This is a genomic window from Pseudomonas flexibilis (assembly GCF_000806415.1).
In the GTDB taxonomy this organism is placed as follows: domain Bacteria; phylum Pseudomonadota; class Gammaproteobacteria; order Pseudomonadales; family Pseudomonadaceae; genus Serpens; species Serpens flexibilis.
Window position 1 is genome coordinate 189,276 of the sequence record NZ_JTAK01000001.1, and the last position, 22,356, is coordinate 211,631.

A 22,356-nucleotide genomic window follows, 5' to 3' on the forward strand; every position below is an offset into this window, starting at 1 on the left:
GGTGAACCGCACGCATTGATTCGACCCTGAAAACGCCAGGCCGTGCACCATCGGTCGATTCGGCAATGCCCGGCCGCTGTGCCGGCGTGCATGGCGCGCGGGCCGGCGGCGGCCTATGGTGAGCCCATCGCCGATTGGCGCCAGACGAGTTTCTGCTCATGTCGTCCTCCCTGTCCGTTTCCCTGGACCCGCGCCTGGCGGGTGTCGAAGCCGTGGAATGCGTTACCCCGGATCTCAATGGGGTTCCGCGCGGCAAGGTCATGACCCCGGAAGGCTTCCTGGAAGGCCGGCGGCTGCAGATGGCGCGCGGCGTGCTGTTCCAGTGCGTGATGGGCGGCTACCCGCCGCCGCGTTACTACGGCGGCGACGATGGCGACATGGTGCTGGCGCCAGACCTGAGCCAGCTGCACCGCCTGCCCTGGACCGCCCAGCCGCGCGCGCTGGTGATCTGCGATGCCGAGGAACCGGACGGCACGCCCTGCCCGCTGTCCAGCCGCAGCCTGTTGCGTCGGGTGCTGGATGACTATGCCGCAGAGGGCCTGTCCCCCGTGGTGGCCAGCGAACTGGAGTTCTTCCTGTTCCAGCCCAATCCCGATCCATTGCGGCCGTTCGTGCCCCCGTGCGGCCTGGACGGCCGGCCTTCCGGCGCGGCGGCGGCGTTCAGCGTGGGCGCCAACCACAGTCAGCAGGCCTATTTCGATGAGGTGTACGCCGCCATGCGCGCCTTCGGGCTGCCGCGCGATACCTTCCTGCACGAGATGGGCGCCAGCCAGTTCGAGATCAACCTGCTGCACGGCGACGCCTTGCAGGTGGCCGACCAGACCTTCCTGTTCAAGCACCTGCTGCGGGAGATCGCGCTGCGACACGGGCTGATCGCGGTGTGCATGGCCAAGCCGCTGGCCGAGACGCCGGGCAGCTCCATGCACCTGCACCAGAGCGTGGTGCGCCGCGACGATGGTACGAACCTGTTCAGTGACGAGGAGGGCAACGAGACCCCGGCCTTCCGGCATTTCATTGGCGGCTTGCAGGCCGCGCTGGGTGAGCTCACGTTGCTGTTCGCGCCCTATGTGAATTCCTATCAGCGCCTGTTCCATCCCTTCGCCTCGCCCAACAACGCCTGCTGGGGCTACGACAACCGCGCCGCCGGGCTGCGCATTCCGCTCAGCGAGGCGTCGGCGCGAAGGGTGGAGAACCGCTTGCCGGGCGCCGACGCCAATCCCTACCTGGTGATCGCCGCCAGCCTGGCGGCGGGGCTGCGCGGCATGCGCCTGGGTCTGGAGCCGACGCCACCGGCGCGGGGCGCCTTCGAGGCGCCGCCGGCCTTGCAGCTGCCGTTCACCCTGTCGGCGGCGCTGGAGCGCCTGCGGCACAGCGTGCTGGCGCGCGAGCTGTGCGGGGCGGATTTCATTGAGTGCTATGCCGCGGCCAAGCTGATGGAGCTGGGCAGCTATTACGACGAGATCACGCCGTGGGAAAGGCGCCATCTGGCGCCCTGGGTGTGAGGTAAAGCGCCGCGTGGCGCTTTACTCGTCTTCGAAGTCCAGACGGCGGCTTTCGCGCTGCAACTGGAACACGTAGCGCTCGATCTGGCGCTGTTCGTAGCCGCTGATCTCGTAGAAGCGCAAGCCGACCATGCTGGATTCGCGGCTGCGGTCGAAATACAGGTGGCGCAGCTCTACGGCCACCACCAGAGTGGCGTCCGGCAGGGCGATGCTCAGGCGTTCGTAGACGGTGCCGCTCTGCAGGTAATCGGTGAGGTTGCCGGGGAATTGCACCTTGCAGCCGGTGGCGGAGATGTCCAGCAGCTTGCCCACCAGCGAAGGCGACAGCTTGCTGCCGGCCAGGTTGACGTTGGGCGACTGGGTGCGCTTGAGCGGTGCGCGGTAGGCGTCGCGGCGCTGGTGGTACTCCAGTTCGTCGGGCAGGTCGATCCAGAAGCACGGCGTCCCTTCGAGACTGCCGCGCTTGACCCGGTAGTTGCGACTGGTCCAGGCCATGCGCACGCCTTCGTGGTAGCCCTCGGCGGAGAAGGTCTGGCCGTCAAGCAGGTGGCGTTCGCTTTCCAGGGGCAGCACTTCGTCGAGCGCCATCAACTTGCGTTCGCGGTCCACCGCCAGCAGCACGGTGTAGCCGTGGCGGGTCACCGGCAGTTCATCGAAGGAGATGTTGACCCGTTCCTTGTGGGTGGCCAGGGTGCGCAGATGGCCGGCCACTTCGATGGGCTCCCTGTAGGTGACGGGCCCCTGGTCGGGCTTTTCTTCGATGTTGAATTTCGACACTGTCCGCGTACTCCAAAACCAATCCTGCGGGACGCCGTGCTACGGGGTGGGTCAGGCCTGGGAAAGGGGACGCTGACGGGCGATGCTGGCGGCGCTTTGACCGAGGCGATTGTACAGCCCTGCGGCGTCGTTTTTGCCACGCACCACCATCAGCAGTCCTTCGACATTGGTCTGGCCGTTCTGGATCAGGCGGCCGTTGCGCTGATTGAGCCCCTGGCAGCTGTCCAGCAGCTCGGCGAGTTGCGTGGCGGCCTCCAGCAACGCTTCGCCGTCGGAGGAGCGGGCGGCCAGCGTTTCCAGGCCGGCGCGATCGGCGCTCAGGCCGCTGGCGCGCAGCAGGTCGCTGCGCTGGTGACGCTGCCGGTCCAGCTCGTCGAGCAGGCGGGTCTTATCACCCAGCAGGCTTTCCAGCACGGCCAGTTCGCAATGACAGAGTGCGTGATGCTCGCTTTCCAGCAGTTCGAGCAGGCGTTGCGCCTGCTCGATATCCGCACGGAAGCTGTTCAGAAGTTGGGCGACGGGCATGAGCACCTCAGGAAGACGTGGCGTCCGCTACTCCCGGTGAGGCGTGTCAGCGTTGCGATTCGAAGGCGAGCAGCTTGCCGGCCAGGCGCTGGCTGTCCACCTGGTAGCTGCCGTCGGCGATGGACTGGCGCAGGCGTTCGACTCGCGCGGCGTCGACTTCGGGCTGTTCGCGCAGCTGATCGGTGATCTGCTGCAAATGCTGGACTTCCGCGCTGAAACGCACGGATTCGCCGCTCTCGGCCGCAGGCGCGACGCTGGCGGTTTCGCTGATCGGGGCAGTGGGCTGCGCAGGGTTGCTGCGGGTAATGCCGGCCGGCGCGGAGGCGCTGTTCGGCCGCTGAAAATCGATAACCATGATGTGCTACCTCGAACGGAGCAGTGGACGCTTGCCACTAGTTTCGGCCGTTCGCGTCAGAACTTTAACGCCTGTTGTCGGCTTTTTGCGTTTCGGCTCACAGTTTCTGACGGTGGGCGCGTCGCATGTGAGACTAGAGGTCCACGACCACCTGTCCCGGCCCGCTGATGCGCGCCTTGATGATGCGCTGCGAGCTCAGGTTGCGAACCCGCACCTGCTCGCCGATGGCGCCTTCCTGGAGGGCTTCGCCGGGCATGCGCACGGACAGCGCCGCGCCGCCGGCACTGATTACCACATGATCGCCCTTGCGTACCACCGGCGCGCGTTCCAGATGGTTGGGGGTGAGCACCTGATCGATGCTCACCGGGCGGGTCAGCTTGCTGCCAAGGGCTTGCTCGGGCTCGGTCAGGTAGCCCTGGGTGAGGGTGCCCACGTCGCGCTCGCGCCAGTCGATGTCCTGGGCCTCGAGGATGGCGCCGCGCGCCAGCGGACGCTGGGCAACCACCACCTGGCGGAACAGGCGCACCTGCGCCGGCACGAACAGGCTCCAGGTCGAACTGCCCTGGCAGCCAACGCGCACGGTGACCCGGCCCACCGGCTGGGCCGGGCTTTCCAGGCTGGCCACCAGCGGCTGATCGCAGGCCGGCATGCGCAAGCGCGAGTCGAGGCGGTTGACCTGGATCTCGTAGCGTCCGCCGATACTGGCCCGTTGCAAATAGTTCGCTACCTGTTCCTCAAGAAATGCCTCGGTGGCGCCGATAAGGTGCTCAGGTAAGGTTTGCGCCGCCGCGCCGGCGACGGCGGGGATTTGCAGGGCGGCCGTGGTCGCCAGGGCAAGGCCCAGGCCACGCAGGCGTCGGAAAACTGTCGTTATCAGGATCATGTTCGCGAAGTAGCAAGGGACGTGCCGGCGCTTTGTCGGCGTGGCTTGCGACAGGCGCGCCGGGCCGGGCGACGTCCCGGCGTTCAGGTCCCATTTTCAAGAAGGAGTCCGGCATGGCCGGTGTACTGGATTCGGTAAACCAACGGACTCAGCTGGTCGGACAGAATCGTCTGGAACTGTTGCTGTTCCGGCTGGACGGTTCGCAGCTGTATGGCATCAACGTTTTCAAGGTCAAGGAAATCCTGCCCTGCCCGCGCCTGAGCAACATGCCCAAGTCGAGCAGCGTGGTGTGCGGCGTGGCCAACATTCGTGGCGGCACCATCCCGATCCTGGACATGGCCCTGGCCACCGGGCGGCGCCCGCTGGCCGACCGCCAGAACAGTTTCGTGATCATTGCCGAGTACAACACCCGTGTGCTGGGTTTCCTGGTGCGTTCGGTGGAGCGCATCGTCAACCTCTACTGGGACGAGATCCATCAGCCGCCCAAGGGCACCGGCCGCGAGCACTACCTGACCGCGGTGACCCGCGTGGACAACGTGCTGGTGGAGATCATCGACGTCGAGAAGATCCTCGCCGAGACGGTGCCCAGTCGCACGCAGATCGAGCAGCCGGTGTCCGCCGATATCCAGGCCCGCGCGCTCAGCAAGCACGTGCTGGTGGTGGATGACTCTTCGGTGGCGCGCAAGCAGATCCTGCGCTGCCTGGAGGGCGTCGGCGTGGAGGTCACCGCCCTGTGCGACGGGCGCCAGGCCCTGCAGTTCCTGCAGAAGATGGCCGACGAAGGACGCCGTCCGGAAGACGAGCTGCTGATGGTCATCTCCGATATCGAAATGCCGGAAATGGACGGGTACACTCTGACCGCCGAGATTCGCCAGGACCCGCGCATGCAGGGCTTGCACGTGCTGCTGCACACCTCGCTTTCCGGCGTGTTCAACCAGGCCATGGTGCAGAAGGTGGGGGCGGACGATTTTCTCTCCAAGTTCCGTCCCGACGAGCTGGCCGACCGGGTGATCGCCCGAATCGAAGCACGAGACTGATGGCCGTTCGTTCAGGCTCGGCGTACTTATTTATGGTTAAGGCGGGTTAGGTGTCTTCAGGTAATTTGGATTTCGAGCTGTTCCGGGATTTCCTGGAAAAGACCAGCGGCATTCAATTGGGCAGCAACAAGCAGTATCTGGTGTCCAGTCGCCTCAACCGGTTGATGGAGCAGCGCGGCATCAAGACGCTCACCGAGCTGGTGCAGCGCATCCAGGCACAGCCGCGTGGCGGACTTCGCGAGGAAGTGGTGGACGCGATGACTACCAACGAAACGTTGTGGTTCCGCGATGGCTACCCCTTCGAGGTGCTCAAGAGCCGCGTGCTGCCGGAGCTGCTCAAGGCCTCGCCCACGCTGCGCCCGCGCATCTGGTCGGCGGCCTGTTCCTCGGGCCAGGAACCCTACTCGCTGTCGATGACCATCGACGAATTCGAGCGGGCCAACCCGGGCATGTTGCGCATGGGCGCGCAGATCGTCGCCACCGAGCTTTCCGGGGCGATGCTGGCTGCCTGTCGGGCAGGTGTCTACGATGGCCTGGCCATGGCGCGCGGCCTGTCGCCGGAGCGTCGCGAGCGCTATTTCGACCAGGTGGCGCCGGGCCAGTGGTCGATCAAGCCCGCCGTGCGCAACCGGGTCGAGTTGCGTGCGCTGAACCTGCTGGACAGCTATGCCGCGTTGGGCAAGTTCGACATCGTGTTCTGTCGCAACGTGCTGATCTACTTCTCCGCCGACATCAAGCGCGACATCCTCACCCGTATCCATGCCACCCTCAAGCCGGGCGGCTACCTGTTCCTCGGGGCTTCCGAGGCGCTCAACGGGCTGTCCGACCTGTACCAGATGGTGCAGTGCAACCCGGGCATCATCTACAAGGCGCGCTAGACGCCTTGCCAAGCGGCGGCGCGCTTCCGTAAGGTGCGCGCCTCGTCATTGCACAGTGATATCCATGCCTACTCGTCATCTCTGGGCCGCCGCTGGTCTTCTGCTTTCCAGCCTGCTGTGGGCGGGCAACGCCCTGATCGGCCGTGCAATCGCCGGGGAAATCCCGCCGCTGACCCTGTCGTTCTGGCGCTGGCTGGTGGCGCTATGCATCCTGCTGCCGTTCGTGGCCGGCACGTTGTGGCAGCACCGCGCGACCCTGCGCCGGGCGGGCTGGCGCCTGCCGGTGATCGCCGCGCTGGGCATCGGGGCGTACAACTCGCTGCTCTACACGGCGGCCAAGAGCACCACGGCGATCAACATCACGCTGCTCAATACCTGCATCCCGCTGGCCACCTTCCTGTTCGCCGGGCTGCTGCTCAAGGAATGGCCCAAGCGCCGTGCCTGGCTGGGCATGGGCATCGCCGTGGCCGGACTGCTGGTGCTGATCAGCCAGGCCAGTCTGGCCAATCTGCTGGGCCTGTCCTTCAACCCCGGTGACCTGGTGATGATCCTCGCCGTGCTGGCCTGGGCGTTGTACACCGTGCTGCTGCGCCTGTGGGCACCCTCGCTGCCGCTGCCGCCGCTGGCCCTGCTGGGTGCGTTCGTGTTGATCGGCGTGCCGGTGATCCTGCCGTTCTATCTGCTGGAATTCAGCCAGCTGGGCGGTTTCGAGCTGAACGGGCGCACGCTGGGCGCCATCCTCTACACCGCCATCCCGGCCTCGCTGATCGCCTACCTCACCTGGAACCAGGGGGTGAAGATCCTCGGTGCTGCCAAGGCCTCGCTGGCGCTGTACACGATGCCGGTGTTCGCTGCGGTGCTGGCCTACCTGCTGCTGGGTGAAACCTTGCAGGGATTCCACTGGGTCGGTGGGGCGCTGATCTTCGGTGGCCTGCTGTTCGCGACCCGTCCGGGGCGCTGAGCCCAGGGTTCGGGCTCTTGACTTCAGTCAGCGCGGCTCGACGTATCGTTATATACGCTGGTATATAGCGATTACTTCTCCGGAGAGTCCGTATGCGCCTTTTCCTGAAACAGCTGATGGCCGGCATCCTGCTGGCCGGCCTCGGCGGTCTCGTGCAAGCCGCCGAGCTGACCGTCTCCGCCGCCTCCAGCCTGACCAACGCCTTCCGGGAGATTGCCCGCGACTACCAGGCCGCCCATACGGACGTGAAGGTGCAGCTGAACTTCGGCGGCTCCGGGGCGCTGCTGCAGCAGATCGCCAAGGGCGCGCCGGTCGACCTGTTCGCCTCCGCCGACCAGGAAACCATGGACCGGGCCGAGCGGCAGGGGCTGATCGCCAGCGACACGCGCCAGGACTTCGCCCGCAACGCCCTGGTGCTGATCGTGCCGCACGACAGTGTGCTGCCGCTGACGCGCCTGGCCGACCTCACCCGGCCGGGCATCGAGCGCATCGCCATCGGCAACCCGGCCAGCGTGCCGGTCGGCCGCTACAGCCGCCAGGCGCTGGAGTCCGAACAGCTGTGGGAGGTGCTGCAGTCCCGGCTGATCAACACCCAGAACGTGCGCCAGGCGCTGGACTATGTGGCGCGCGGGGAAGTGCAGGCCGGTTTCGTGTACGCCACCGACGCTGCGGTGATGCCGGACACGGTGCGGGTGGCCTTCGCGGTGCCGCTGGCGGCAACCATCAGCTACCCCATTGCCGTGACGCGCGATGCCGCCCAGGCGGACGAGGCGCGTCGCTTCCTCGCCTACCTGCGCTCGCCGGCCGGCCAGGCGCTGCTGGCCCGCCACGGTTTCCAGGTGCCCTGACATGGACGCGATCTGGGCCGCCCTGGCGCTGTCGCTGAAAGTTGCCGGCTGGGCCACCGCCATCAGCCTGGTGCTGGGCGTGGCTGTTGGCTATCTGCTGGCGCGCGGGCGCTTTCCCGGTCGCGACCTGTTGGACACCCTGCTGACCCTGCCGATGGTCATGCCGCCCACCGTGCTCGGCTACTACCTGCTGGTGTTGCTGGGGCGACGCAGTACCTTCGGCGCCTGGCTGCACGACAGCTTCGGCATCAACCTGATCTTCACCTGGCAGGGCGCGGTGATCGCCGCCGCAGTGGTGGCCTTTCCGCTGGTGTTCAAGCCGGCGCGAGCCGCCTTCGAGGCGGTGGACGGCCAGCTGGAGCAGGCCGCGCGCGTGCTTGGCGTGCGCGAGCTGGGGGTGTTCTTCCGTGTCACCCTGCCGCTGGCCTGGCGCGGCATCATGGCCGGCGTGCTGCTGGCCTTCGCCCGCGCGCTGGGCGAGTTCGGCGCCACGCTGATGGTCGCCGGCAGCATTCCCGGCAAGACCCAGACGCTGTCCATCGCCGTGTATGAAGCCGTGCAGGCCGGCCAGGATGACACCGCCAACCTGCTGGTGCTGATCACCTCGGCGCTGTGCATCGGCGTGCTGCTGCTTGCCGGTCGCCTGGCCCCCGGACGCATCGCCAATCGCTGAGGAATCGCCCGTGCAGCTCGATCTGGATATCCGCAAGACCCTGCGCGCCGCTGATCGCCGCTTCGACCTTGAGGTTGGCCTGCGCAGTGACAGCCAGCGGCTGGTGATTCTCGGCCCCTCCGGCTCGGGCAAGAGCCTGCTGCTCAAGGCCATCGCCGGGCTGATGCGTCCCGATCAGGGCCACATCCGCCTGGGAGGCACCACGCTGTTCGACCAGGCCGCGCGCATCGACCTGCCACCGCAGCGCCGCGAGGTGGCCTACCTGTTCCAGGACTACGCGCTGTTCCCGCACCTCAACGTGCGCCAGAACATCGCCTTCGGCCTGCGGCGCGGGCTGCTCAACCCGCGCCCGCGCAACCGCGAGCCGGCCGTCGAGCACTGGCTGGATGCTTTCCAGTTGCGTGCGGTGGCCGAGCAACTGCCGGCGCAGCTGTCCGGCGGGCAGCGCCAGCGCACCGCGCTGGCCCGCGCGCTGGTTGCCGAACCCCGGGCGCTGCTGCTGGACGAGCCCTTTTCCGCCCTCGACCCGTTGCTGCGCGCGCACATGCGCCGTGAGCTGGACGAGCTGCAACGACGCCTGCGGGTGCCGATGCTGCTGATCACCCACGACCCGGAGGACGCCGAGGTGTTCGGCGACCAGGTGCTGTATCTGCGCGAGGGGTTGATCGAACAGGCCGGGACGCATTCCGCGGCCGGCTATGCCGCTCAGTACAGGGAGCAGCCATGACGGGGAACGACAAGAGCCTTGAGCTGCATGGCTCGCTCTGGCTGACCGTGGGCGGCGAGCGCTTCGGGGGCGAACAGCGCATCGCGCTGTTGGCCAGCATCGCCGAGTGCGGCTCGATTTCCCAGGCCGCCAAGGCCATCGGCATGAGCTACAAGGCGGCCTGGGACGCCATAGACAGCATGAACAACCTGGCCGGCGAAGCGCTGGTCGAGCGCCTGGCCGGCGGCAAGGGAGGCGGTGGCACACGCCTGACGTCCCGCGGCGCGCAACTGGTGGCGAACTTCCGGGCCATCGAGGAGGAACATCGACGCTTCGTCGAACAACTCGGCCGCCAGGCCGACGATTATTTGCTGCTGCGGAGAATCAGCATGAAGACCAGTGCGCGCAACCAGTTCCTCGGCACCGTCACCCGGGTGCAGATCGGCGCGGTCAATGACGAAGTCGAGCTGGCCATCGCCGGAGACCAGCGGCTGGTGGCCATCGTGACCCGCGAAAGCTGCGAGTCCCTCGGCCTGCGGCCGGGCGTGCAGGTCTACGCGCTGGTGAAATCCTCGTCGGTGATCCTGCTGGCTGACGACGAGCCGGTGCGCGTCTCGGCGCGCAACCAGTTGAGCGGCACGGTGGTCCGGGTGCTGCCTGGGGCGGTGAATGCCGAGGTGGTGCTGGAGCTGCCTGGCGGAGCGCACCTGGCGGCGGTGGTCACCCAGGCCAGCTGCGACGCCCTGCAGCTGGCTCCGGGGCGTCGGGTGATGGCTATCTTCAAGGCGTCCAGTGTGATCCTGGCGCTGCCGGCCTGAGGTGCTTCAGCGGCCGGGTGCCCATTGCCCGCCCCAGACATTGCAGCCTTGGGGCAGGGTATCGAGGTCATCGGTCGTGCGCGCGTAGTAGTAGGCGTCCCGGCCGCTTTTCATGAAGTTCTTGCAGATGCCCTGCGCCGGCAGCTCGCATTGCGCCATGTAAGTCACGGTTCCCGGGTTGCCACCCAGCGCGGCGGAGGTCTTTGCCAGCTCGCTGCAGGAGCGACGGAACGCGGTTTCGTCCGTTTCCGTTCGTCCGGCCTGCATGCAGTCCTTGGAGTAGAGGGTTTGACCCAGCAGATTGAAGTTGCCTTCGATCATGCAGGCCCGCTGCGTGAATCCTTCGTTGGCCAGGGCTGCGCTGCTCAGGAGGGCGGACAGGCAGGAAATGAGCGCGGCTCTTTTCATGGTGCGTACTCGTGGACTGGATATGGCGTCGCACTCTAGAGCAGTTGCCTGCGTACGCCTGAGACGCGGTCGGGCTTTCTGCTCCGCGACGGCTGAAACGCTGATTTGACGAGAGACCCCATGACGTACCGGATCGATTCATTGCCCGCGCTGCAATTCCCGCTCCTCGACAAGTTCTACCGGGCGCAGCGCAGCCACATGCGTGTCGCCCGGGCGGAGGTCGCCTGGGTCGCCCGCGAGCAGGAAATCATCGCCGGCGTCTGCCTGACGCCGGTTGCCGCCGGCCATTGGCTGACCAGTCTGCTGGTCGCCCCGCAGGCCCGGCAGCGCGGCGTGGCAGCCGCGCTATTGGCTCGGGTGCGGGCCGACACGGCGGGGCCGATCTGGCTGTTCTGCCATCCCGAACTGGAGGGTTTCTATCGGGGCCGGGGGTATCAGGCGTGTACGGCACTGCCCGAGGACCTGGCGAAGCGGCTGGAGCGCTACGGAAGAACCAAGTCGCTGCTGGCCATGGTGAATGACGGCGAGGCGTCGAGCCGCGTTGCGAGCTGAACGGAACGCGTCACGGAAGGCGCGGCATTTCGGCACGCTCAAACCATCGCTCCGGGCAGCACAGGTGAACCCTGCACGCCATTTGCCCTCCACTGGATACGGCTGCTCGACCCTCGGGAGAAAGGTGCTCAGGCAAGCGATTCATGCAGTCGGAGGGCAAACGCGATGCGGCTTTCTCTCGGCTCCGGAGGACTGACATGCTCAAGTTCCTGACAAGCGCCATCGGCATCATCTTCCTGATCGGCCTGATCGTGGTGATCGGCATCCTGATGCTCATCTTCTGAACCGGTATCGGGTTTGCCAGGGACGGCAGCCAAGGAGGCTGGGAGAAGCGGGTGGATCGTGCCGGCAGCTGCAGCCGGAAGACAAAAACAAGAAAGCCCGCGTTAAGCGGGCTTCTTGAATATGGTGGCTACACCGGGACTTGAACCTGGGACATCAGCATTATGAATGCTGCGCTCTAACCAACTGAGCTATGTAGCCGGAATGGCGCGCATTATTCCTATCGGGCGGAAGCCTGTCAACACCTTTCCCTGAAAAAAATCTCGTTGCTTTCAAGTGCTTAGCGAGCGCGCGCGTGAGCGCCCGCAGGCCGGCGTGTGGCTGACGCCACCGGCCATTACTTTGATACCATTGCGCGCCGGCCTTCGCTCAACGCTCTGGGTTGCGAATCGCCAGAGGTGGCAAAGGGATGGCCTGTCAGTGGTATATTTCGCGCGTTTTTTTCTCAGCGGGCCGGATCATGGATCTATTGGAAGTACATCATCTTGCGCGCAGCACCCATCAGGGAGCGAAGCTTCATGCCCAACTGGAAGGGCGGTTGTTCAGGGTCAGCGCCGGCGTCGTCACTCTGCACACCGACCAGGGCATGTGGGTGGTGCCGCCGGGCTACATGGCCTGGGTGCCGCCCATGCAGCTGCACCTGCCGGTCAGCCATGGCGACATGCGCGGGCTGCGGCTGAACTTCGCGGAAGCCTGGAGCCGTGGGCAGATGCCGGCGCAGCCCCGGGTGATTCGCCAGAGCCAGCTGCTGGTGTCGCTGCTGGACGAGATGCCTCTGGATCCGAGCCTGAACACCATCTATCTGCAGGTCTTCGCCGACGCCTTCGCCCGCAAGCCGGCGCAGGACCTGTTCCTGCCGGTTCCACAGGATGAGCGGCTGCGCCAGATCACCCAGGGGTTGTTCGACAAGCCGGACAGCGATGCCGATCTGGATGACTGGGTCGAGATCATCGGCATGCCGCGCCGGACGCTGACCCGTCGCTTCCAGAAGGAAACCGGCCTGAGCTTCGCCCAATGGCGCCAGCAACTGCGACTGATGCTGGCCATGGAGCAGTTGGCCGCCGGCGAACCGGTTGCCGAGGTTGCTCCCCGTGTCGGCTATCAGAGCGTCAGCGCCTTCATTCAGGTGTTCCGCCGTGCCCTGGGCGAAACGCCCAAGAGCATGTTTGCAGCATGATGCGACAGACTGCCGGATAGCCAAGCCGGCAGGTTGCCATTTCTCCTTCTCCATCTAGGCTTACGGCGCTCTATCCTGCCGGTTCCAAGAGAACCGGCGGGGTAGCGGCTGCCCGGCATTCCCTTTCTTTCTCTGCCGGGCACCTCAGTCAGCATGTGTAAGGAGACCATCATGACTGCTGTCTTTCGCAACATTGACGAACTGCTGGCCGCCGAGGGCCGGGAACTGGGCCATACCGAGTGGCTGGAGATGACCCAGGAGCGGGTCAACCTGTTCGCCGAAGCCACCGGGGATCACCAGTGGATCCATGTCGACCCCGAGCGCGCCGCCAGAACGCCGTTCGGAGGCTGCATCGCCCACGGCTACCTCACGCTGTCGCTGGCCAGCCTGTTCATCAATCAGCTGATGCGGGTGGAAAACCTGGCCATGGGCGTCAACTACGGCTGTGACAAGGTGCGCTTCCCGGCGCCGGTGAAGGTGGGCAGTCGGGTGCGCGGCCAAGCCGTGGTGCAGAAGGCCGAACGCATCGGCGACGCCGTGCAGCTGGCGGTGCGCGTGACCGTGGAAGTCGAGGGGCAGGATAAGCCCGGCTGCGTGGCCGACACCCTGGCGCGTTTCGTCTTCATGCCGGCCCGCTGACCCGCGCCAGCAGCCGCAGCAGATCGTCACAGCGCCTGGCCACCTGCTGGCGATCTTCCTCGTCGTTCAGGCACTCGCCGGCGCGTCGGGCAACGCGCCGCCCATGTCTGGCGAGGCAGTCCCGCTGTTGCGGGCTGCGCAGGGCTGGGGCCACCACGGCGAGGGTATCCAGCAGTTTCAGGCTCACCGCCACACTCGAACAGCCGTATTCCCGGATCGGGTCGAATGCCGCATCGGCCACGGCACAAAAGGTGAGCGGCGGGGCAATCAGCCGCAGCGTTCCGTCGCCGTCCAGCCGCTGCGGCGCCGGTGGCTGCCGGCCGGCGACCTGCACCAGGCCGATCCCCAGCCGATCCAGGCAGGCCATGGCGGTAAACGGGTCGTTGATGCCCGGCGACAGGGCGCGCACCGCGATTTCCACCAGTTGGTTGACCACGAACAGCAGGTCCTGCCCGGCGGTGCGCTGATTGCCCAGCACGAACGCGGCGTTGACCGCATCGGTCAGTGACGCCGCGTCAGCGCTGGGTGGTTGAACCCACAGCAGCGGCTGTCCCGTGATCAGGTGCTCGCCGGGGCGACAGGCGAGGCGCAGGACCAGGTCGTGCTGGCGGGCCAGTGCCAGCAGCGCCTCCAGGTCAATGAACTGCAGGTAGCCCGAGTGCTGCGCCGGTACCGGCACGCCCTTCTCCGCCGCAGGTTCTGCCGATAGAGGGGCGGGAGTGCCGGCGGGTTCGGGAAACAGCTGCTCGATACCGGCGCAGAGCTCCTGGCTGAGGCGGGCGATGATTTCGTTGGCCTGGATGGCGACCGAGACGTGGTGAATGAAGTAGATCAGCACGCCCAGGCTGAAAACCGCTAGCAGCACACCGAGGGTGACGGACAGGTGCGGTACGAAGGCCTCCACCCCCTCGGCGTGGCGGATGGTGCGCAGCACCAGCAGGCAGTACAGGAACGTGGCCACGAAGATGCCCAGCACCAGTTGGTAGGTGGTGTCGCGCATGAAGTTGCGCAGCAGGCGCGGGCCGAACTGGGACGAGGCGAGGGACAGGGTCACCAGGGTCATGGAAAAGACGATGCCGACGATGGTGATCATCGAGCCGGCGATGGTGCCCAGCACCGTGCTGGCGCCCTCGGCGCCGCCGGTGAACAGCCAGCCGTCGGCACGCAGGGCGCGAAGGGTGTCGCCACGGTCCAGGGCGGTGGTGGCGAGTGCCAGCCCGACCGCAGCGCAGGCCATGAGAATGGGCAGGAACCAGAAGCTGGAGCGCATCCGGTTCCAGTAACTGAACAGCTGTGCTTTCACGCCGGAGACCGTACTCTGAGCATCCACTGCATCGGAGTGTGCAAGCGCGACGGTGTTCCGCAGGGGGACGACCCGGCAGCCTGGAATTTCCCCTTGCGCTGCGATCAAAGGAAAGTCTGTAGGAACCTACACGAGGAGAGCGAGATGGAAACGCAGGAGCTGCATCGCGGGCGGTTGATCGACCATATCCAACTGGTGGTGAGGGACCTGCCCGCCAGCCAGGTGTTCTACCAGGCCGTCTGCGCCGCCCTGGAGATTCCCATGGGAGGGGTGGGGGAGGGCTACTTCTGGATCGACGAGCTGTTCGTCTCGACGGCCGACAGCCCGGCGGCGCTGGGGCAACTGACTGGGCGCCATCACCTGGCCTTCCAGGCGAAGAGTCCGACCATGGTCGATGCCTTCCACAAGGTCGCCCTGGCCAGCGGTGGCACCGACAACGGGGCGCCCGGCGAGCGCGAGTACCACCCGGGTTACTACGCCGCCTTCGTCCTCGACCCCGACGGCAACAACATCGAAGCCGTGTACCACGGGCCGGCGCAGCGCAGCGCGGAGTCGGTGCTGATCTCGTTCTGAAGAAGGTGGCCGCCCTCACTTCACCCGGCACTAGGCAGAGGACGCCGGGTGGACAGGGCAGTGCGCCATCCGTTCGCCTCAGTCAACGCAATGGGGCTGTTGTCCAACCTGCTTATTCCACCGTGCAGACCGCTCTGGCCTGGTGGCGCGAGCTCGCCGACAATGCCGCTACCCTCTCATCCTTGCAGGCATGCAATGTACAACCGATATGGAAAACTCGCCTCCTGGGTTTACAACCTGGACAAGCCGGTAGGTCGGTCATTCGGTGACCTGGAGTTTTATCGCCATCGCCTCGAACAATGCGATGGCCCTATTCTGGAGCCTGCCGTCGGCAACGGGCGCATTTACGTCCCCTTGCTGGAAGCTGGCTTCCCAATCGAGGGCTTCGATGCTTCCAGTGAGATGCTCGGTTATTGCGATGCAGCGTGCCGCAAGCGAGATCTACCGGCGGCGTTGACCCGGCAGACATTTGAGAACTTCTCCTACGACAAGCGCTTTGGCGCCATCATCATCCCGGCAGGGTCGTTTCAATTGCTTACCGAAAGCGCTTCAGCCACTTCTGTGCTGGAGCGATTGCATTATCACCTCGCACCCAGCGGTCGTTTGATCATCGATCTTGACCCGATATGCAGCTTTCTCGAACCCTCAGCAGCCTCTACATCTGTTCGAACCTGGGTGACTGAAGAAGGCGATCTGCTGACGTTGACCGATCAGCGGGTTGAGACTCGCTATCTCGCCCAGACGACCCTTTCCCACCTTCGCTACGAGCACTGGCGTGATGGCCGCTTGCTACGAACTGAGCTCGATCTGTTCAAGCTGCGCTGGTGGGGCGTTGAGGAGTTCGCTCTTGCGCTGCGTGCTGCGGGCTTTGTGGATATTGAGATTTCGGGCAACTACCAGCACGGCCAGGGACCGCTTGAGGGCCAGACGATAATCAGCTTCGAGGCGAGGCGCGCGGCGTTTTGAGGTTGCCACGATGGCCATGACCGTCAACTTGTCTCGGCCGTAACCAGCGACTTTCTTGCGGCTGTTTCATGGGGGGCTTTGCACCGTTTTCAGTGTGTCAAAGTCCTCCGCCGAAACGATATTGCCAAACAATGCCTACGGCATCGTATTGACTGCCCGTACGGGTAAAAGCGCCATTACTGGCGAACAGTTTCAGCGAATGGTTCCGACTCAACGGCAGCGTGAGCGTGCCACCGTAGCGTGTATTTTCCTGAAAGTCGCGGTTGCTGGCCCCGTCGATTGAGGTACTTCCACCCGCGAAATAGGTCATGTCCAGTGCTGCCCAAATACCATTGCTGAAGGAATAGATAATATGACCTTGGACTTGATAAATAGGGTCCTGAGAAACCGTGCGATTTCCGAGGAAATCATCATTGTCGGTGAAAAAAGTTCCTGCGCCAGACAATTCCAGTGTTAATGCGCCCAGACGCTTGGAAATCCCCAGCTCGGGTTTGAATGACCAGCGATTGTTGCCGAGGTTTATGAGCCTGTCCGAATCGTATTGGCCCAGCGGCGCCGTGATCGCCAGGCTGGCGCCAATAATCAAATCCTGTTGATACCGGGCGAACTCATTCAGGGGCAGAGCTGGGGCGCCATATAGGTTAACCGAGAAGCGAAACCTTGGATCGATAAGTCCCGTGACATAGCGCTCTACGGGCTCGCCGTCAAAAAGAGCAGTGCCCTGCAGTTTTGCCTGGGGGACAACAATATCGAACTTTCCGGAGCGACCCCACACGTCCAGGGATCTGGCATAGGCAAACACGATTGTGTCGATATCGATCTTGCCATCTTCGAGCGGTACCGAAGGGTTGGCGGTCACGCTGCCCTCAGTCTTGCTGTAACCCATGAGCAGGAAATTAATCCCGACAGGTGTATTGGCGTAAGACCTGGGCTCGAGATCTTCTGCTTCTGCTCCGTAGGCGACTAACATGAGCGACGCGCATAGTAGATATCTCATCCGCTTGCTTCCTACGCCCTGAGATTTTCCTCAGCGTTGTTTTTGAATGTAGAGCATCTCTATGCGCCTGGCCGCTACCACCACAGCAGCCGGTAGCATGACTGCTCCTGACGGCAGGCTCGGCTTTCTGCCACCTGCCTATTTTGCAGGTGCATAAGAAAAAACCCCTTGCAGCCAATGACTGCAAGGGGTTCGGTGTCCACCAAGGTCCGCTGAGAGCCAGCGCAATCCTCAAACGTTGAAGCGGAAGTGCATCACGTCGCCGTCCTTGACGATGTAGTCCTTGCCTTCCAGGCGCCATTTGCCGGCTTCCTTGGCGCCGGCCTCGCCCTTGTACTGGATGAAGTCGTCGTAGGCGATGACTTCGGCGCGGATGAAGCCCTTCTCGAAGTCGGTGTGGATCACGCCGGCGGCCTGCGGGGCGGTGGCGCCGACCTTGACGGTCCAGGCGCGTACTTCCTTCACCCCGGCGGTGAAGTAGGTCTGCAGGTTGAGCAGCTGGTAGCCGGCGCGGATCACGCGGTTCAGACCCGGCTCCTCCATGCCCATGGACTCGAGGAACATCATCTTTTCCTCGTCATCGTCCAGCTCGGCGATTTCCGCCTCGATCTTGTTGCACACCGGCACCACGATGGCGCCTTCTTCCTCGGCGATGGCCTTCACCACGTCCAGGTGCGGGTTGTTCTCGAAGCCGTCCTCGGCGACGTTGGCGATGTACATCACCGGCTTGCTGGTCAGCAGGTGGAAGCCGCGGACGATGCGCTTCTGCTCGTCGTCCATGTGCTTCATCAGGCTGCGGGCCGGCTTGCCCTCGCTGAAGTGCGGGATGAGCTTTTCCAGGATGGCCTTCTGCGCCAGGGCTTCCTTGTCGCCGCCCTTGGCGTTGCGGGCGACCTTCTGCAGTTGCTTCTCGCAGCTGTCCAGGTCGGCGAAGATCAGTTCCAGGTCGATGATCTCGATGTCGCGCTTGGGATCCACGCTGTTGGCCACGTGGATGACGTTCTCATCCTCGAAGCAGCGCACCACGTGGGCGATGGCGTCGGTCTCGCGGATGTTGGCCAGGAACTTGTTGCCCAGGCCCTCACCCTTGGAGGCGCCGGCGACCAGACCGGCGATGTCGACGAATTCCATGGTGGTCGGCAGCACGCGCTCGGGCTTGACGATCGCCGCCAGGGCATCCAGGCGGGCATCGGGCATCGGCACGATGCCGCTGTTGGGCTCGATGGTGCAGAACGGGAAGTTCTCCGCGGCGATGCCGGACTTGGTCAGGGCGTTGAACAGGGTGGACTTGCCGACGTTGGGCAGGCCGACGATGCCGCAATTGAATCCCATGGTGTATCCCTCGCGAATCGAAAAGGGGAGTGATCAGGCTTTCTGGCTGTGCAGCGTCTGCATGGCCTTGGTCCAGTCGCCAGCCAGGATCTCTGGAACAACGCCCAGGGCGTGGTCGATGCTCTTGTCCAGCAGCTCCTGCTCGCTGCGCGGCGCGCGGCTGAGCACGAAGCCGGACACCAGGCTGGCGTGGCCGGGATGGCCGATGCCCAGGCGCAGACGATGAAAACCGTTGTTGTTGCCGAGCTGGGCGATGATGTCGCGCAGTCCGTTGTGCCCGCCGTGTCCGCCGCCTTTCTTGAGCTTCGCGACGCCGGGGGGCATGTCGAGTTCGTCGTGGGCCACCAGGATCGCATCGGGCTCGATGCGGTAGAACCGGGCCAGCGCGGCGACGGCCTGTCCGCTGCGGTTCATGTAGGTGGTGGGGATGAGCAGACGAACGTCCTGACCCTGATGGGTGAACTTGCCCACCAGGCCGAAATACTTCTTGTCGAGAACCAGGCGCACGCCCTTGGCGTCGGCAAGGCGCTCAACGAAAAGGGCCCCTGCGTTATGCCGGGTCTGGTCGTATTCGGGGCCTGGATTACCCAGGCCGACGATCAGTTGTACGGCAGTCACGTCAGGGGCCCTTCCTTAAGCGGCTGCCGCGCAACGCGCGGCAGCGCCAGTTGCATTACTCGGCGCGCGAGGCGTGGATGTTGGCCACGGCCAGGTTGTTGCCGTGGGCCAGGGCCACCAGTTGAACGCCCTTCGGCAGCTTCAGGTCGGACAGGTGCAGAATCTGGCCGACTTCGACGTTGCTCAGGTCAACTTCGATGAACTCCGGCAGGTCCTTGGCTTCGCAGGACACTTCCACTTCGCTGATCACGTGGGACACTTCGCCGCCTTGCTGCTTCACGCCCACCGAGTTTTCGGCGTTGATGAAGTGCAGGGGAACGCTGGTGGTCATCTTCTGGCCGGCAACGACGCGCACGAAGTCGGCGTGCAGCACGAAGCTCTTGGCCGGGTGACGCTGCAGGGCCTTGATGACCACGTCTTCGGCCTTGCCGTCGATGGTCAGGCTGATGACGCTGCTGAAGGTGGCTTCGTTTTCCAGCGCCTTGGCGAAGTCCTTGGCCAGCAGGCTGATGGATTGCGGAGCCTTGTCGCCGCCGTAGACAACGGCGGGAACCAGGTTGGCGTTACGACGCAGGCGGCGGCTCGCACCTTTCCCCAGGTCGGAACGCGCTTCGGCATTCAGGGTGATCTTGGTCATGTTGTATCTCCAGATATACGTGTCGCCCGCACGCTTGCGACCAGCGTTTGGGCGACTCGGAAAAGCCCCGCGTCAGGCGGGGCGTTTGTGTTCAGCGCGATAGCTGGCGGCAGGGCCGTCAGCTGCGAAACATTGCGCTGATCGATTCTTCGTTGCTGATGCGGCGTACCGCTTCGGCGACCACCGGGGCGATGTCCAGCTGGCGAATGCGCGGGCACGCCTGCGCCGCCGGGGACAGCGGGATGGTGTTGGTGACCACCACTTCGTCGAGCGCGGAGCCTTCGATGTTCTCGATGGCGCGGCCGGACAGCACGGGGTGGGTGCAATAGGCATAGACGCGTTCGGCGCCGTGGTCCTTGAGGGCCTTGGCGGCCAGGCACAGGGTGCCGGCGGTATCGACCATGTCGTCGACCAGCACGCAGGTGCGGCCTTCGACATCGCCGATGATGTGCATGACTTCGGACACGTTGGCCTTGGGGCGACGCTTGTCGATGATCGCCAGGTCCACACCCAGGCTCTTGGCCACGGCGCGCGCACGCACCACGCCACCGATATCCGGGGACACGATCAGCAGGTTCTCGAAGCGCTGGTCTTCGATATCGTCCACCAGGGTGGGCGAGCCGTAGATGTTGTCCACGGGGATATCGAAGAAGCCCTGGATCTGGTCGGCGTGCAGGTCAACGGTGAGCACACGGTTGACGCCGACGTTGGCCAGCATGTCGGCCACCACCTTTGCGCTGATCGCCACGCGGGCGGAGCGGGGGCGGCGATCCTGACGGGCATAGCCGAAGTAGGGGATCACGGCGGTGATGCGCGACGCGGAGGAGCGGCGGAAGGCGTCGGCCATTACCACCAGCTCCATCAGGTTGTCGTTGGTGGGCGCACAGGTCGGCTGAATCAGGAAGACGTCCTTGCCGCGAACATTTTCATTGATTTCAACGCTGATCTCGCCGTCGGAGAACTTGCCTACGGCAACGTCGCCGAGCGGGATGTGCAATTGCTGAACGACGCGACGCGCCAGATCGGGGTTGGCGTTCCCCGTGAAGACCATCATCTTGGACACGCGCAGTACCTGCCTGGATTGGGTCCGATGAAATTGAAAAGCCGTTCAAAAAGGCGTGCTTTTTGAACAGCTCTGGAATATGGCAGGGGCGGCTGGATTCGAACCAACGCATGGCAGGATCAAAACCTGCTGCCTTACCGCTTGGCGACGCCCCTGTAGGGTTTTACTCGAATGTTCTGACCGGAACTCGCAACCCGTGAGGGTTAATGGCAGGGGCGGCTGGATTCGAACCAACGCATGGCAGGATCAAAACCTGCTGCCTTACCGCTTGGCGACGCCCCTGTATCGAATTCCCGAAATCAGGCATTCACTTCCTGTCCAAGTTCTCCAGCGCGCGGTGCAGCGGAGACCGGTTGCAACCGCGAGCGATGAAGCTCGGCAGAGTGGCTGGAAGTTGGCGCGAGACTTTAGCAGCCTCATCGCGATTTGGGAAGCTCCCAAACACACAAGCTCCAGTGCCGGTCATGCGTGCCTGAACAAAATTGTTCAACCACTTCAAAGCGTTACGAACTTCGCTGTAGCGCTTCTCAACCACCGGCTGACAGTCGTTATGACCGCCCCCCTCAGGAAGGCTGCGAACTCTAATGGCCGGAGTATCACGTGTCAACTCCGGGTCGGAAAAAATTTCTGCTGTACTAACAGACACTTGCGGCGCAACGACCAGGTACCAGGGTTCCTCCGGGGTAACCGGGGTGAGCTTTTCACCTACCCCTTCGGCGAACGCCGCGCGACCGCGCACGAAGACCGGTACATCCGCACCCAGGGTGAGGCCCAGCTCGGCCAGGCGGTCCTCGCTCCAGTCCAGCCCCCAGAGGTGATTGAGGCCCACCAGCGTGGTGGCGGCATCCGAACTGCCGCCGCCGATGCCGCCGCCCATGGGCAGGCGCTTGTCCAGCCAGATATCGGCGCCCAGACGCGTGCCGGACTGCTCCTGCAGACGCCGTGCGGCGCGGACGATCAGGTTGCTGTCGTGGGGTACGCCGGGAATGTCGGTATGCAGGCGGATCTGCCCGTCCTCGCGGCAACGGAAACCGAGTTCGTCGCCATGGTCGAGAAACTGGAAGAGTGTCTGCAGCTCGTGATAACCGTCCGGGCGGCGGCCGAGGATATGCAGGAACAGGTTGAGCTTGGCCGGGGCGGGCAGGATCAGTTGGGCGTCATGCATGGGGTTGGTTCGGTTCGGGGAGTCATTTCTCTCTCCCTCGTGGGGAGAGAGGGGGTGTCGGCGCTAGCGGCCCAGCAGGCGCGGACGCCAGTCCTTGATAACCAAGGTGATTTCCAGGTCCTTGCCGTACAGCTTCATGCGCGAGGGCAGGGCGAAGCCGTCCTGCTCCAGGTAATCGAGATAGTCCACCCGCCAGTCCTCCTGGGTCAGTCTCGCCAGGCGGCTGTCGGCGTCTAGCGTCAGCTGGCTGCGGCTGTCGGGTTCGGGGAGGCCGCGTATCCACCAGAGCAGGTGGGAGACGGGCAACTGCCAGCCGAGCTGTTGTTCCAGCAGCGCCTCCGGCGATTCGGCGCTGTAGCGCCCCTGATTGGCGATTTCCAGCTCGGTGGCGCCGGGGCGACCGATCAGGCGGCTGGCGCCCTGGCCCAGCGGGCCGGAGAGGCGGATGTCGAAATACGACTGGCGCTGCAGCCACTGCAGAGTAGCGCTGCCGGAATCCTCAGGCGTCTTTAGGCCGAGCTTGCCGGTGATCTGCCAGCCGTCGATCTGGCTGATCTGCACCTTGTGGGCCTGCCACTGGGCAGGGTTGCCCTGGCCTTCCATGAGTTCGCGAGGCTGCTTGGCGGCGCAGCCGGCAAGCAGGGTGAGGATGGCAAGCAGAGTCGTCAGGCGTTTCATGGC

The 22,356-nt window shown here is 64.6% G+C and carries 27 protein-coding genes and 3 tRNA genes; 14 read left to right on the forward strand and 16 right to left on the reverse strand.

All coding sequences use genetic code 11. The annotated features are described in order from the left end of the window. The first annotated feature begins 158 nt into the window (after positions 1-158). A complete protein-coding gene (locus PT85_RS00950) occupies positions 159-1,502 on the forward strand; it encodes a glutamine synthetase family protein (protein ID WP_039560037.1) in 1,344 nt (447 codons plus the stop codon). A gap of 21 nt (positions 1,503-1,523) precedes the next feature. Here PT85_RS00950 and PT85_RS00955 read toward each other — a convergent pair whose 3' ends face one another. The 4 genes from PT85_RS00955 to flgA form a co-directional block, all read right to left on the reverse strand. Beyond that, the gene (locus PT85_RS00955) at positions 1,524-2,279 is read right to left on the reverse strand and encodes a flagellar brake protein (RefSeq protein WP_027591188.1); all 756 of its coding nucleotides are present in this window, start codon (positions 2,277-2,279) and stop codon (positions 1,524-1,526) included. Positions 2,280-2,330: 51 nt separating this feature from the next. Continuing rightward, positions 2,331-2,804, reverse strand: coding sequence for a flagella synthesis protein FlgN (locus tag PT85_RS00960; RefSeq protein WP_027591189.1), 474 nt, complete (start codon positions 2,802-2,804; stop codon positions 2,331-2,333). Positions 2,805-2,850: 46 nt separating this feature from the next. Beyond that, positions 2,851-3,159 carry a flagellar biosynthesis anti-sigma factor FlgM gene (gene flgM / locus PT85_RS00965; RefSeq protein ID WP_027591190.1) on the reverse strand — a complete coding sequence of 103 codons (309 nt, stop codon included), beginning with the start codon at positions 3,157-3,159 and terminating at the stop codon, positions 2,851-2,853. A 133-nt stretch (positions 3,160-3,292) separates the two neighbouring features. Further along, positions 3,293-4,042 (reverse strand): flagellar basal body P-ring formation chaperone FlgA, encoded by a 750-nt coding sequence (gene flgA, locus PT85_RS00970; protein WP_039605683.1) that lies wholly within the window; start codon positions 4,040-4,042, stop codon positions 3,293-3,295. A gap of 113 nt (positions 4,043-4,155) precedes the next feature. Between flgA and PT85_RS00975 the strand changes: the two genes are divergently transcribed. From PT85_RS00975 to PT85_RS01005, 7 genes are all read left to right on the forward strand, one after another. Continuing rightward, complete coding sequence (locus PT85_RS00975; RefSeq protein WP_027591192.1) at positions 4,156-5,079, forward strand: chemotaxis protein CheV; 924 nt, start codon at positions 4,156-4,158, stop codon at positions 5,077-5,079. A 50-nt stretch (positions 5,080-5,129) separates the two neighbouring features. Continuing rightward, positions 5,130-5,957, forward strand: coding sequence for a CheR family methyltransferase (locus tag PT85_RS00980; protein WP_027591193.1), 828 nt, complete (start codon positions 5,130-5,132; stop codon positions 5,955-5,957). A 64-nt stretch (positions 5,958-6,021) separates the two neighbouring features. Then, positions 6,022-6,918 (forward strand): DMT family transporter, encoded by an 897-nt coding sequence (locus PT85_RS00985; RefSeq protein ID WP_039605684.1) that lies wholly within the window; start codon positions 6,022-6,024, stop codon positions 6,916-6,918. A gap of 92 nt (positions 6,919-7,010) precedes the next feature. After that, positions 7,011-7,766, forward strand: coding sequence for a molybdate ABC transporter substrate-binding protein (modA, locus tag PT85_RS00990; protein WP_027591195.1), 756 nt, complete (start codon positions 7,011-7,013; stop codon positions 7,764-7,766). Position 7,767: 1 nt separating this feature from the next. Then, complete coding sequence (modB, locus tag PT85_RS00995; protein ID WP_027591196.1) at positions 7,768-8,439, forward strand: molybdate ABC transporter permease subunit; 672 nt, start codon at positions 7,768-7,770, stop codon at positions 8,437-8,439. A gap of 10 nt (positions 8,440-8,449) precedes the next feature. Continuing rightward, the gene (locus PT85_RS01000; RefSeq protein WP_039605685.1) at positions 8,450-9,166 is read left to right on the forward strand and encodes a sulfate/molybdate ABC transporter ATP-binding protein; all 717 of its coding nucleotides are present in this window, start codon (positions 8,450-8,452) and stop codon (positions 9,164-9,166) included. Further along, positions 9,163-9,963, forward strand: coding sequence for a TOBE domain-containing protein (locus PT85_RS01005; RefSeq protein ID WP_039560040.1), 801 nt, complete (start codon positions 9,163-9,165; stop codon positions 9,961-9,963). Before PT85_RS01000 ends, PT85_RS01005 begins: the two co-directional genes overlap by 4 nt. 6 nt (positions 9,964-9,969) lie before the next feature. Here PT85_RS01005 and PT85_RS01010 read toward each other — a convergent pair whose 3' ends face one another. Continuing rightward, the gene (locus tag PT85_RS01010) at positions 9,970-10,371 is read right to left on the reverse strand and encodes a hypothetical protein (RefSeq protein ID WP_051587485.1); all 402 of its coding nucleotides are present in this window, start codon (positions 10,369-10,371) and stop codon (positions 9,970-9,972) included. 120 nt (positions 10,372-10,491) lie between these two features. Here PT85_RS01010 and PT85_RS01015 point away from each other — a divergent pair, with 120 nt between their 5' ends. Both PT85_RS01015 and PT85_RS17895 read left to right on the forward strand, forming a co-directional pair. After that, on the forward strand, positions 10,492-10,923 hold the full coding sequence (locus PT85_RS01015) for a GNAT family N-acetyltransferase (RefSeq protein WP_052237576.1): 432 nt from the start codon (positions 10,492-10,494) through the stop codon (positions 10,921-10,923). A gap of 143 nt (positions 10,924-11,066) precedes the next feature. Then, positions 11,067-11,207, forward strand: coding sequence for a small membrane protein YohP (locus PT85_RS17895; protein ID WP_155956152.1), 141 nt, complete (start codon positions 11,067-11,069; stop codon positions 11,205-11,207). Positions 11,208-11,329: 122 nt separating this feature from the next. Here PT85_RS17895 and PT85_RS01020 read toward each other — a convergent pair. Further along, a tRNA-Met gene (locus PT85_RS01020) sits at positions 11,330-11,406 on the reverse strand. Between the two features lie 337 nt (positions 11,407-11,743). Here PT85_RS01020 and PT85_RS01025 point away from each other — a divergent pair. Further along, positions 11,744-12,382, forward strand: coding sequence for an AraC family transcriptional regulator (locus PT85_RS01025; RefSeq protein WP_051587487.1), 639 nt, complete (start codon positions 11,744-11,746; stop codon positions 12,380-12,382). Positions 12,383-12,553: 171 nt separating this feature from the next. Beyond that, positions 12,554-13,021: a MaoC family dehydratase gene (locus PT85_RS01030; protein WP_027591200.1), complete on the forward strand. Its 468-nt coding sequence runs from the start codon at positions 12,554-12,556 to the stop codon at positions 13,019-13,021. Here PT85_RS01030 and PT85_RS01035 read toward each other — a convergent pair. Then, positions 13,005-14,324, reverse strand: coding sequence for a DUF2254 domain-containing protein (locus PT85_RS01035; RefSeq protein WP_039605686.1), 1,320 nt, complete (start codon positions 14,322-14,324; stop codon positions 13,005-13,007). The two genes, PT85_RS01030 and PT85_RS01035, sit on opposite strands and share 17 nt — an antisense overlap. 144 nt (positions 14,325-14,468) lie before the next feature. Here PT85_RS01035 and PT85_RS01040 point away from each other — a divergent pair, with 144 nt between their 5' ends. Together PT85_RS01040 and PT85_RS01045 are read left to right on the forward strand one after the other, a co-directional pair. Beyond that, the gene (locus tag PT85_RS01040; RefSeq protein ID WP_039605687.1) at positions 14,469-14,897 is read left to right on the forward strand and encodes a VOC family protein; all 429 of its coding nucleotides are present in this window, start codon (positions 14,469-14,471) and stop codon (positions 14,895-14,897) included. Positions 14,898-15,092: 195 nt separating this feature from the next. Next, on the forward strand, positions 15,093-15,863 hold the full coding sequence (locus PT85_RS01045; RefSeq protein WP_027591203.1) for a methyltransferase domain-containing protein: 771 nt from the start codon (positions 15,093-15,095) through the stop codon (positions 15,861-15,863). Positions 15,864-15,960: 97 nt separating this feature from the next. On the opposite strand, the gene PT85_RS01050 is transcribed toward PT85_RS01045, so the two are convergent. From PT85_RS01050 to lolB, 9 genes are all read right to left on the reverse strand, one after another. Next, complete coding sequence (locus tag PT85_RS01050) at positions 15,961-16,833, reverse strand: transporter (RefSeq protein WP_234702652.1); 873 nt, start codon at positions 16,831-16,833, stop codon at positions 15,961-15,963. A gap of 258 nt (positions 16,834-17,091) precedes the next feature. Then, positions 17,092-18,192, reverse strand: coding sequence for a redox-regulated ATPase YchF (gene ychF / locus PT85_RS01055; protein WP_027591205.1), 1,101 nt, complete (start codon positions 18,190-18,192; stop codon positions 17,092-17,094). A 33-nt stretch (positions 18,193-18,225) separates the two neighbouring features. Beyond that, positions 18,226-18,810, reverse strand: coding sequence for an aminoacyl-tRNA hydrolase (pth, locus tag PT85_RS01060; protein ID WP_027591206.1), 585 nt, complete (start codon positions 18,808-18,810; stop codon positions 18,226-18,228). Positions 18,811-18,865: 55 nt separating this feature from the next. Continuing rightward, complete coding sequence (locus PT85_RS01065) at positions 18,866-19,447, reverse strand: 50S ribosomal protein L25/general stress protein Ctc (RefSeq protein ID WP_039605688.1); 582 nt, start codon at positions 19,445-19,447, stop codon at positions 18,866-18,868. A 118-nt stretch (positions 19,448-19,565) separates the two neighbouring features. After that, positions 19,566-20,510, reverse strand: coding sequence for a ribose-phosphate pyrophosphokinase (locus tag PT85_RS01070; RefSeq protein ID WP_027591208.1), 945 nt, complete (start codon positions 20,508-20,510; stop codon positions 19,566-19,568). 80 nt (positions 20,511-20,590) lie between these two features. After that, a tRNA-Gln gene (locus PT85_RS01075) sits at positions 20,591-20,665 on the reverse strand. Between the two features lie 52 nt (positions 20,666-20,717). Next, positions 20,718-20,792, reverse strand: a tRNA-Gln gene (locus PT85_RS01080). A gap of 25 nt (positions 20,793-20,817) precedes the next feature. Continuing rightward, complete coding sequence (gene ispE, locus PT85_RS01085; protein ID WP_039560047.1) at positions 20,818-21,675, reverse strand: 4-(cytidine 5'-diphospho)-2-C-methyl-D-erythritol kinase; 858 nt, start codon at positions 21,673-21,675, stop codon at positions 20,818-20,820. A gap of 63 nt (positions 21,676-21,738) precedes the next feature. Next, on the reverse strand, positions 21,739-22,353 hold the full coding sequence (lolB, locus tag PT85_RS01090; RefSeq protein WP_027591802.1) for a lipoprotein insertase outer membrane protein LolB: 615 nt from the start codon (positions 22,351-22,353) through the stop codon (positions 21,739-21,741). Positions 22,354-22,356: the final 3 nt, after the last annotated feature.

Bases quoted from the DNA above. Each gene is read 5' to 3' on its own strand.
- ispE (WP_039560047.1), bottom strand. From the start codon at position 21,675: ATGCATGACGCCCAACTGATCCTGCCCGCCCCGGCCAAGCTCAACCTG.
- ychF (WP_027591205.1), bottom strand. From the start codon at position 18,192: ATGGGATTCAATTGCGGCATCGTCGGCCTGCCCAACGTCGGCAAGTCC.
- modB (WP_027591196.1), top strand. From the start codon at position 7,768: ATGGACGCGATCTGGGCCGCCCTGGCGCTGTCGCTGAAAGTTGCCGGC.
- PT85_RS01040 (WP_039605687.1), top strand. From the start codon at position 14,469: ATGGAAACGCAGGAGCTGCATCGCGGGCGGTTGATCGACCATATCCAA.
- PT85_RS01050 (WP_234702652.1), bottom strand. From the start codon at position 16,833: ATGTTAGTCGCCTACGGAGCAGAAGCAGAAGATCTCGAGCCCAGGTCT.
- PT85_RS01045 (WP_027591203.1), top strand. From the start codon at position 15,093: ATGTACAACCGATATGGAAAACTCGCCTCCTGGGTTTACAACCTGGAC.
- lolB (WP_027591802.1), bottom strand. From the start codon at position 22,353: ATGAAACGCCTGACGACTCTGCTTGCCATCCTCACCCTGCTTGCCGGC.
- PT85_RS00985 (WP_039605684.1), top strand. From the start codon at position 6,022: ATGCCTACTCGTCATCTCTGGGCCGCCGCTGGTCTTCTGCTTTCCAGC.
- PT85_RS01030 (WP_027591200.1), top strand. From the start codon at position 12,554: ATGACTGCTGTCTTTCGCAACATTGACGAACTGCTGGCCGCCGAGGGC.
- PT85_RS01015 (WP_052237576.1), top strand. From the start codon at position 10,492: ATGACGTACCGGATCGATTCATTGCCCGCGCTGCAATTCCCGCTCCTC.
- PT85_RS17895 (WP_155956152.1), top strand. From the start codon at position 11,067: ATGCAGTCGGAGGGCAAACGCGATGCGGCTTTCTCTCGGCTCCGGAGG.
- PT85_RS00960 (WP_027591189.1), bottom strand. From the start codon at position 2,804: ATGCCCGTCGCCCAACTTCTGAACAGCTTCCGTGCGGATATCGAGCAG.
- PT85_RS01065 (WP_039605688.1), bottom strand. From the start codon at position 19,447: ATGACCAAGATCACCCTGAATGCCGAAGCGCGTTCCGACCTGGGGAAA.
- PT85_RS01010 (WP_051587485.1), bottom strand. From the start codon at position 10,371: ATGAAAAGAGCCGCGCTCATTTCCTGCCTGTCCGCCCTCCTGAGCAGC.
- flgA (WP_039605683.1), bottom strand. From the start codon at position 4,042: ATGATCCTGATAACGACAGTTTTCCGACGCCTGCGTGGCCTGGGCCTT.
- PT85_RS00975 (WP_027591192.1), top strand. From the start codon at position 4,156: ATGGCCGGTGTACTGGATTCGGTAAACCAACGGACTCAGCTGGTCGGA.
- PT85_RS01005 (WP_039560040.1), top strand. From the start codon at position 9,163: ATGACGGGGAACGACAAGAGCCTTGAGCTGCATGGCTCGCTCTGGCTG.
- flgM (WP_027591190.1), bottom strand. From the start codon at position 3,159: ATGGTTATCGATTTTCAGCGGCCGAACAGCGCCTCCGCGCCGGCCGGC.
- modA (WP_027591195.1), top strand. From the start codon at position 7,011: ATGCGCCTTTTCCTGAAACAGCTGATGGCCGGCATCCTGCTGGCCGGC.
- PT85_RS00950 (WP_039560037.1), top strand. From the start codon at position 159: ATGTCGTCCTCCCTGTCCGTTTCCCTGGACCCGCGCCTGGCGGGTGTC.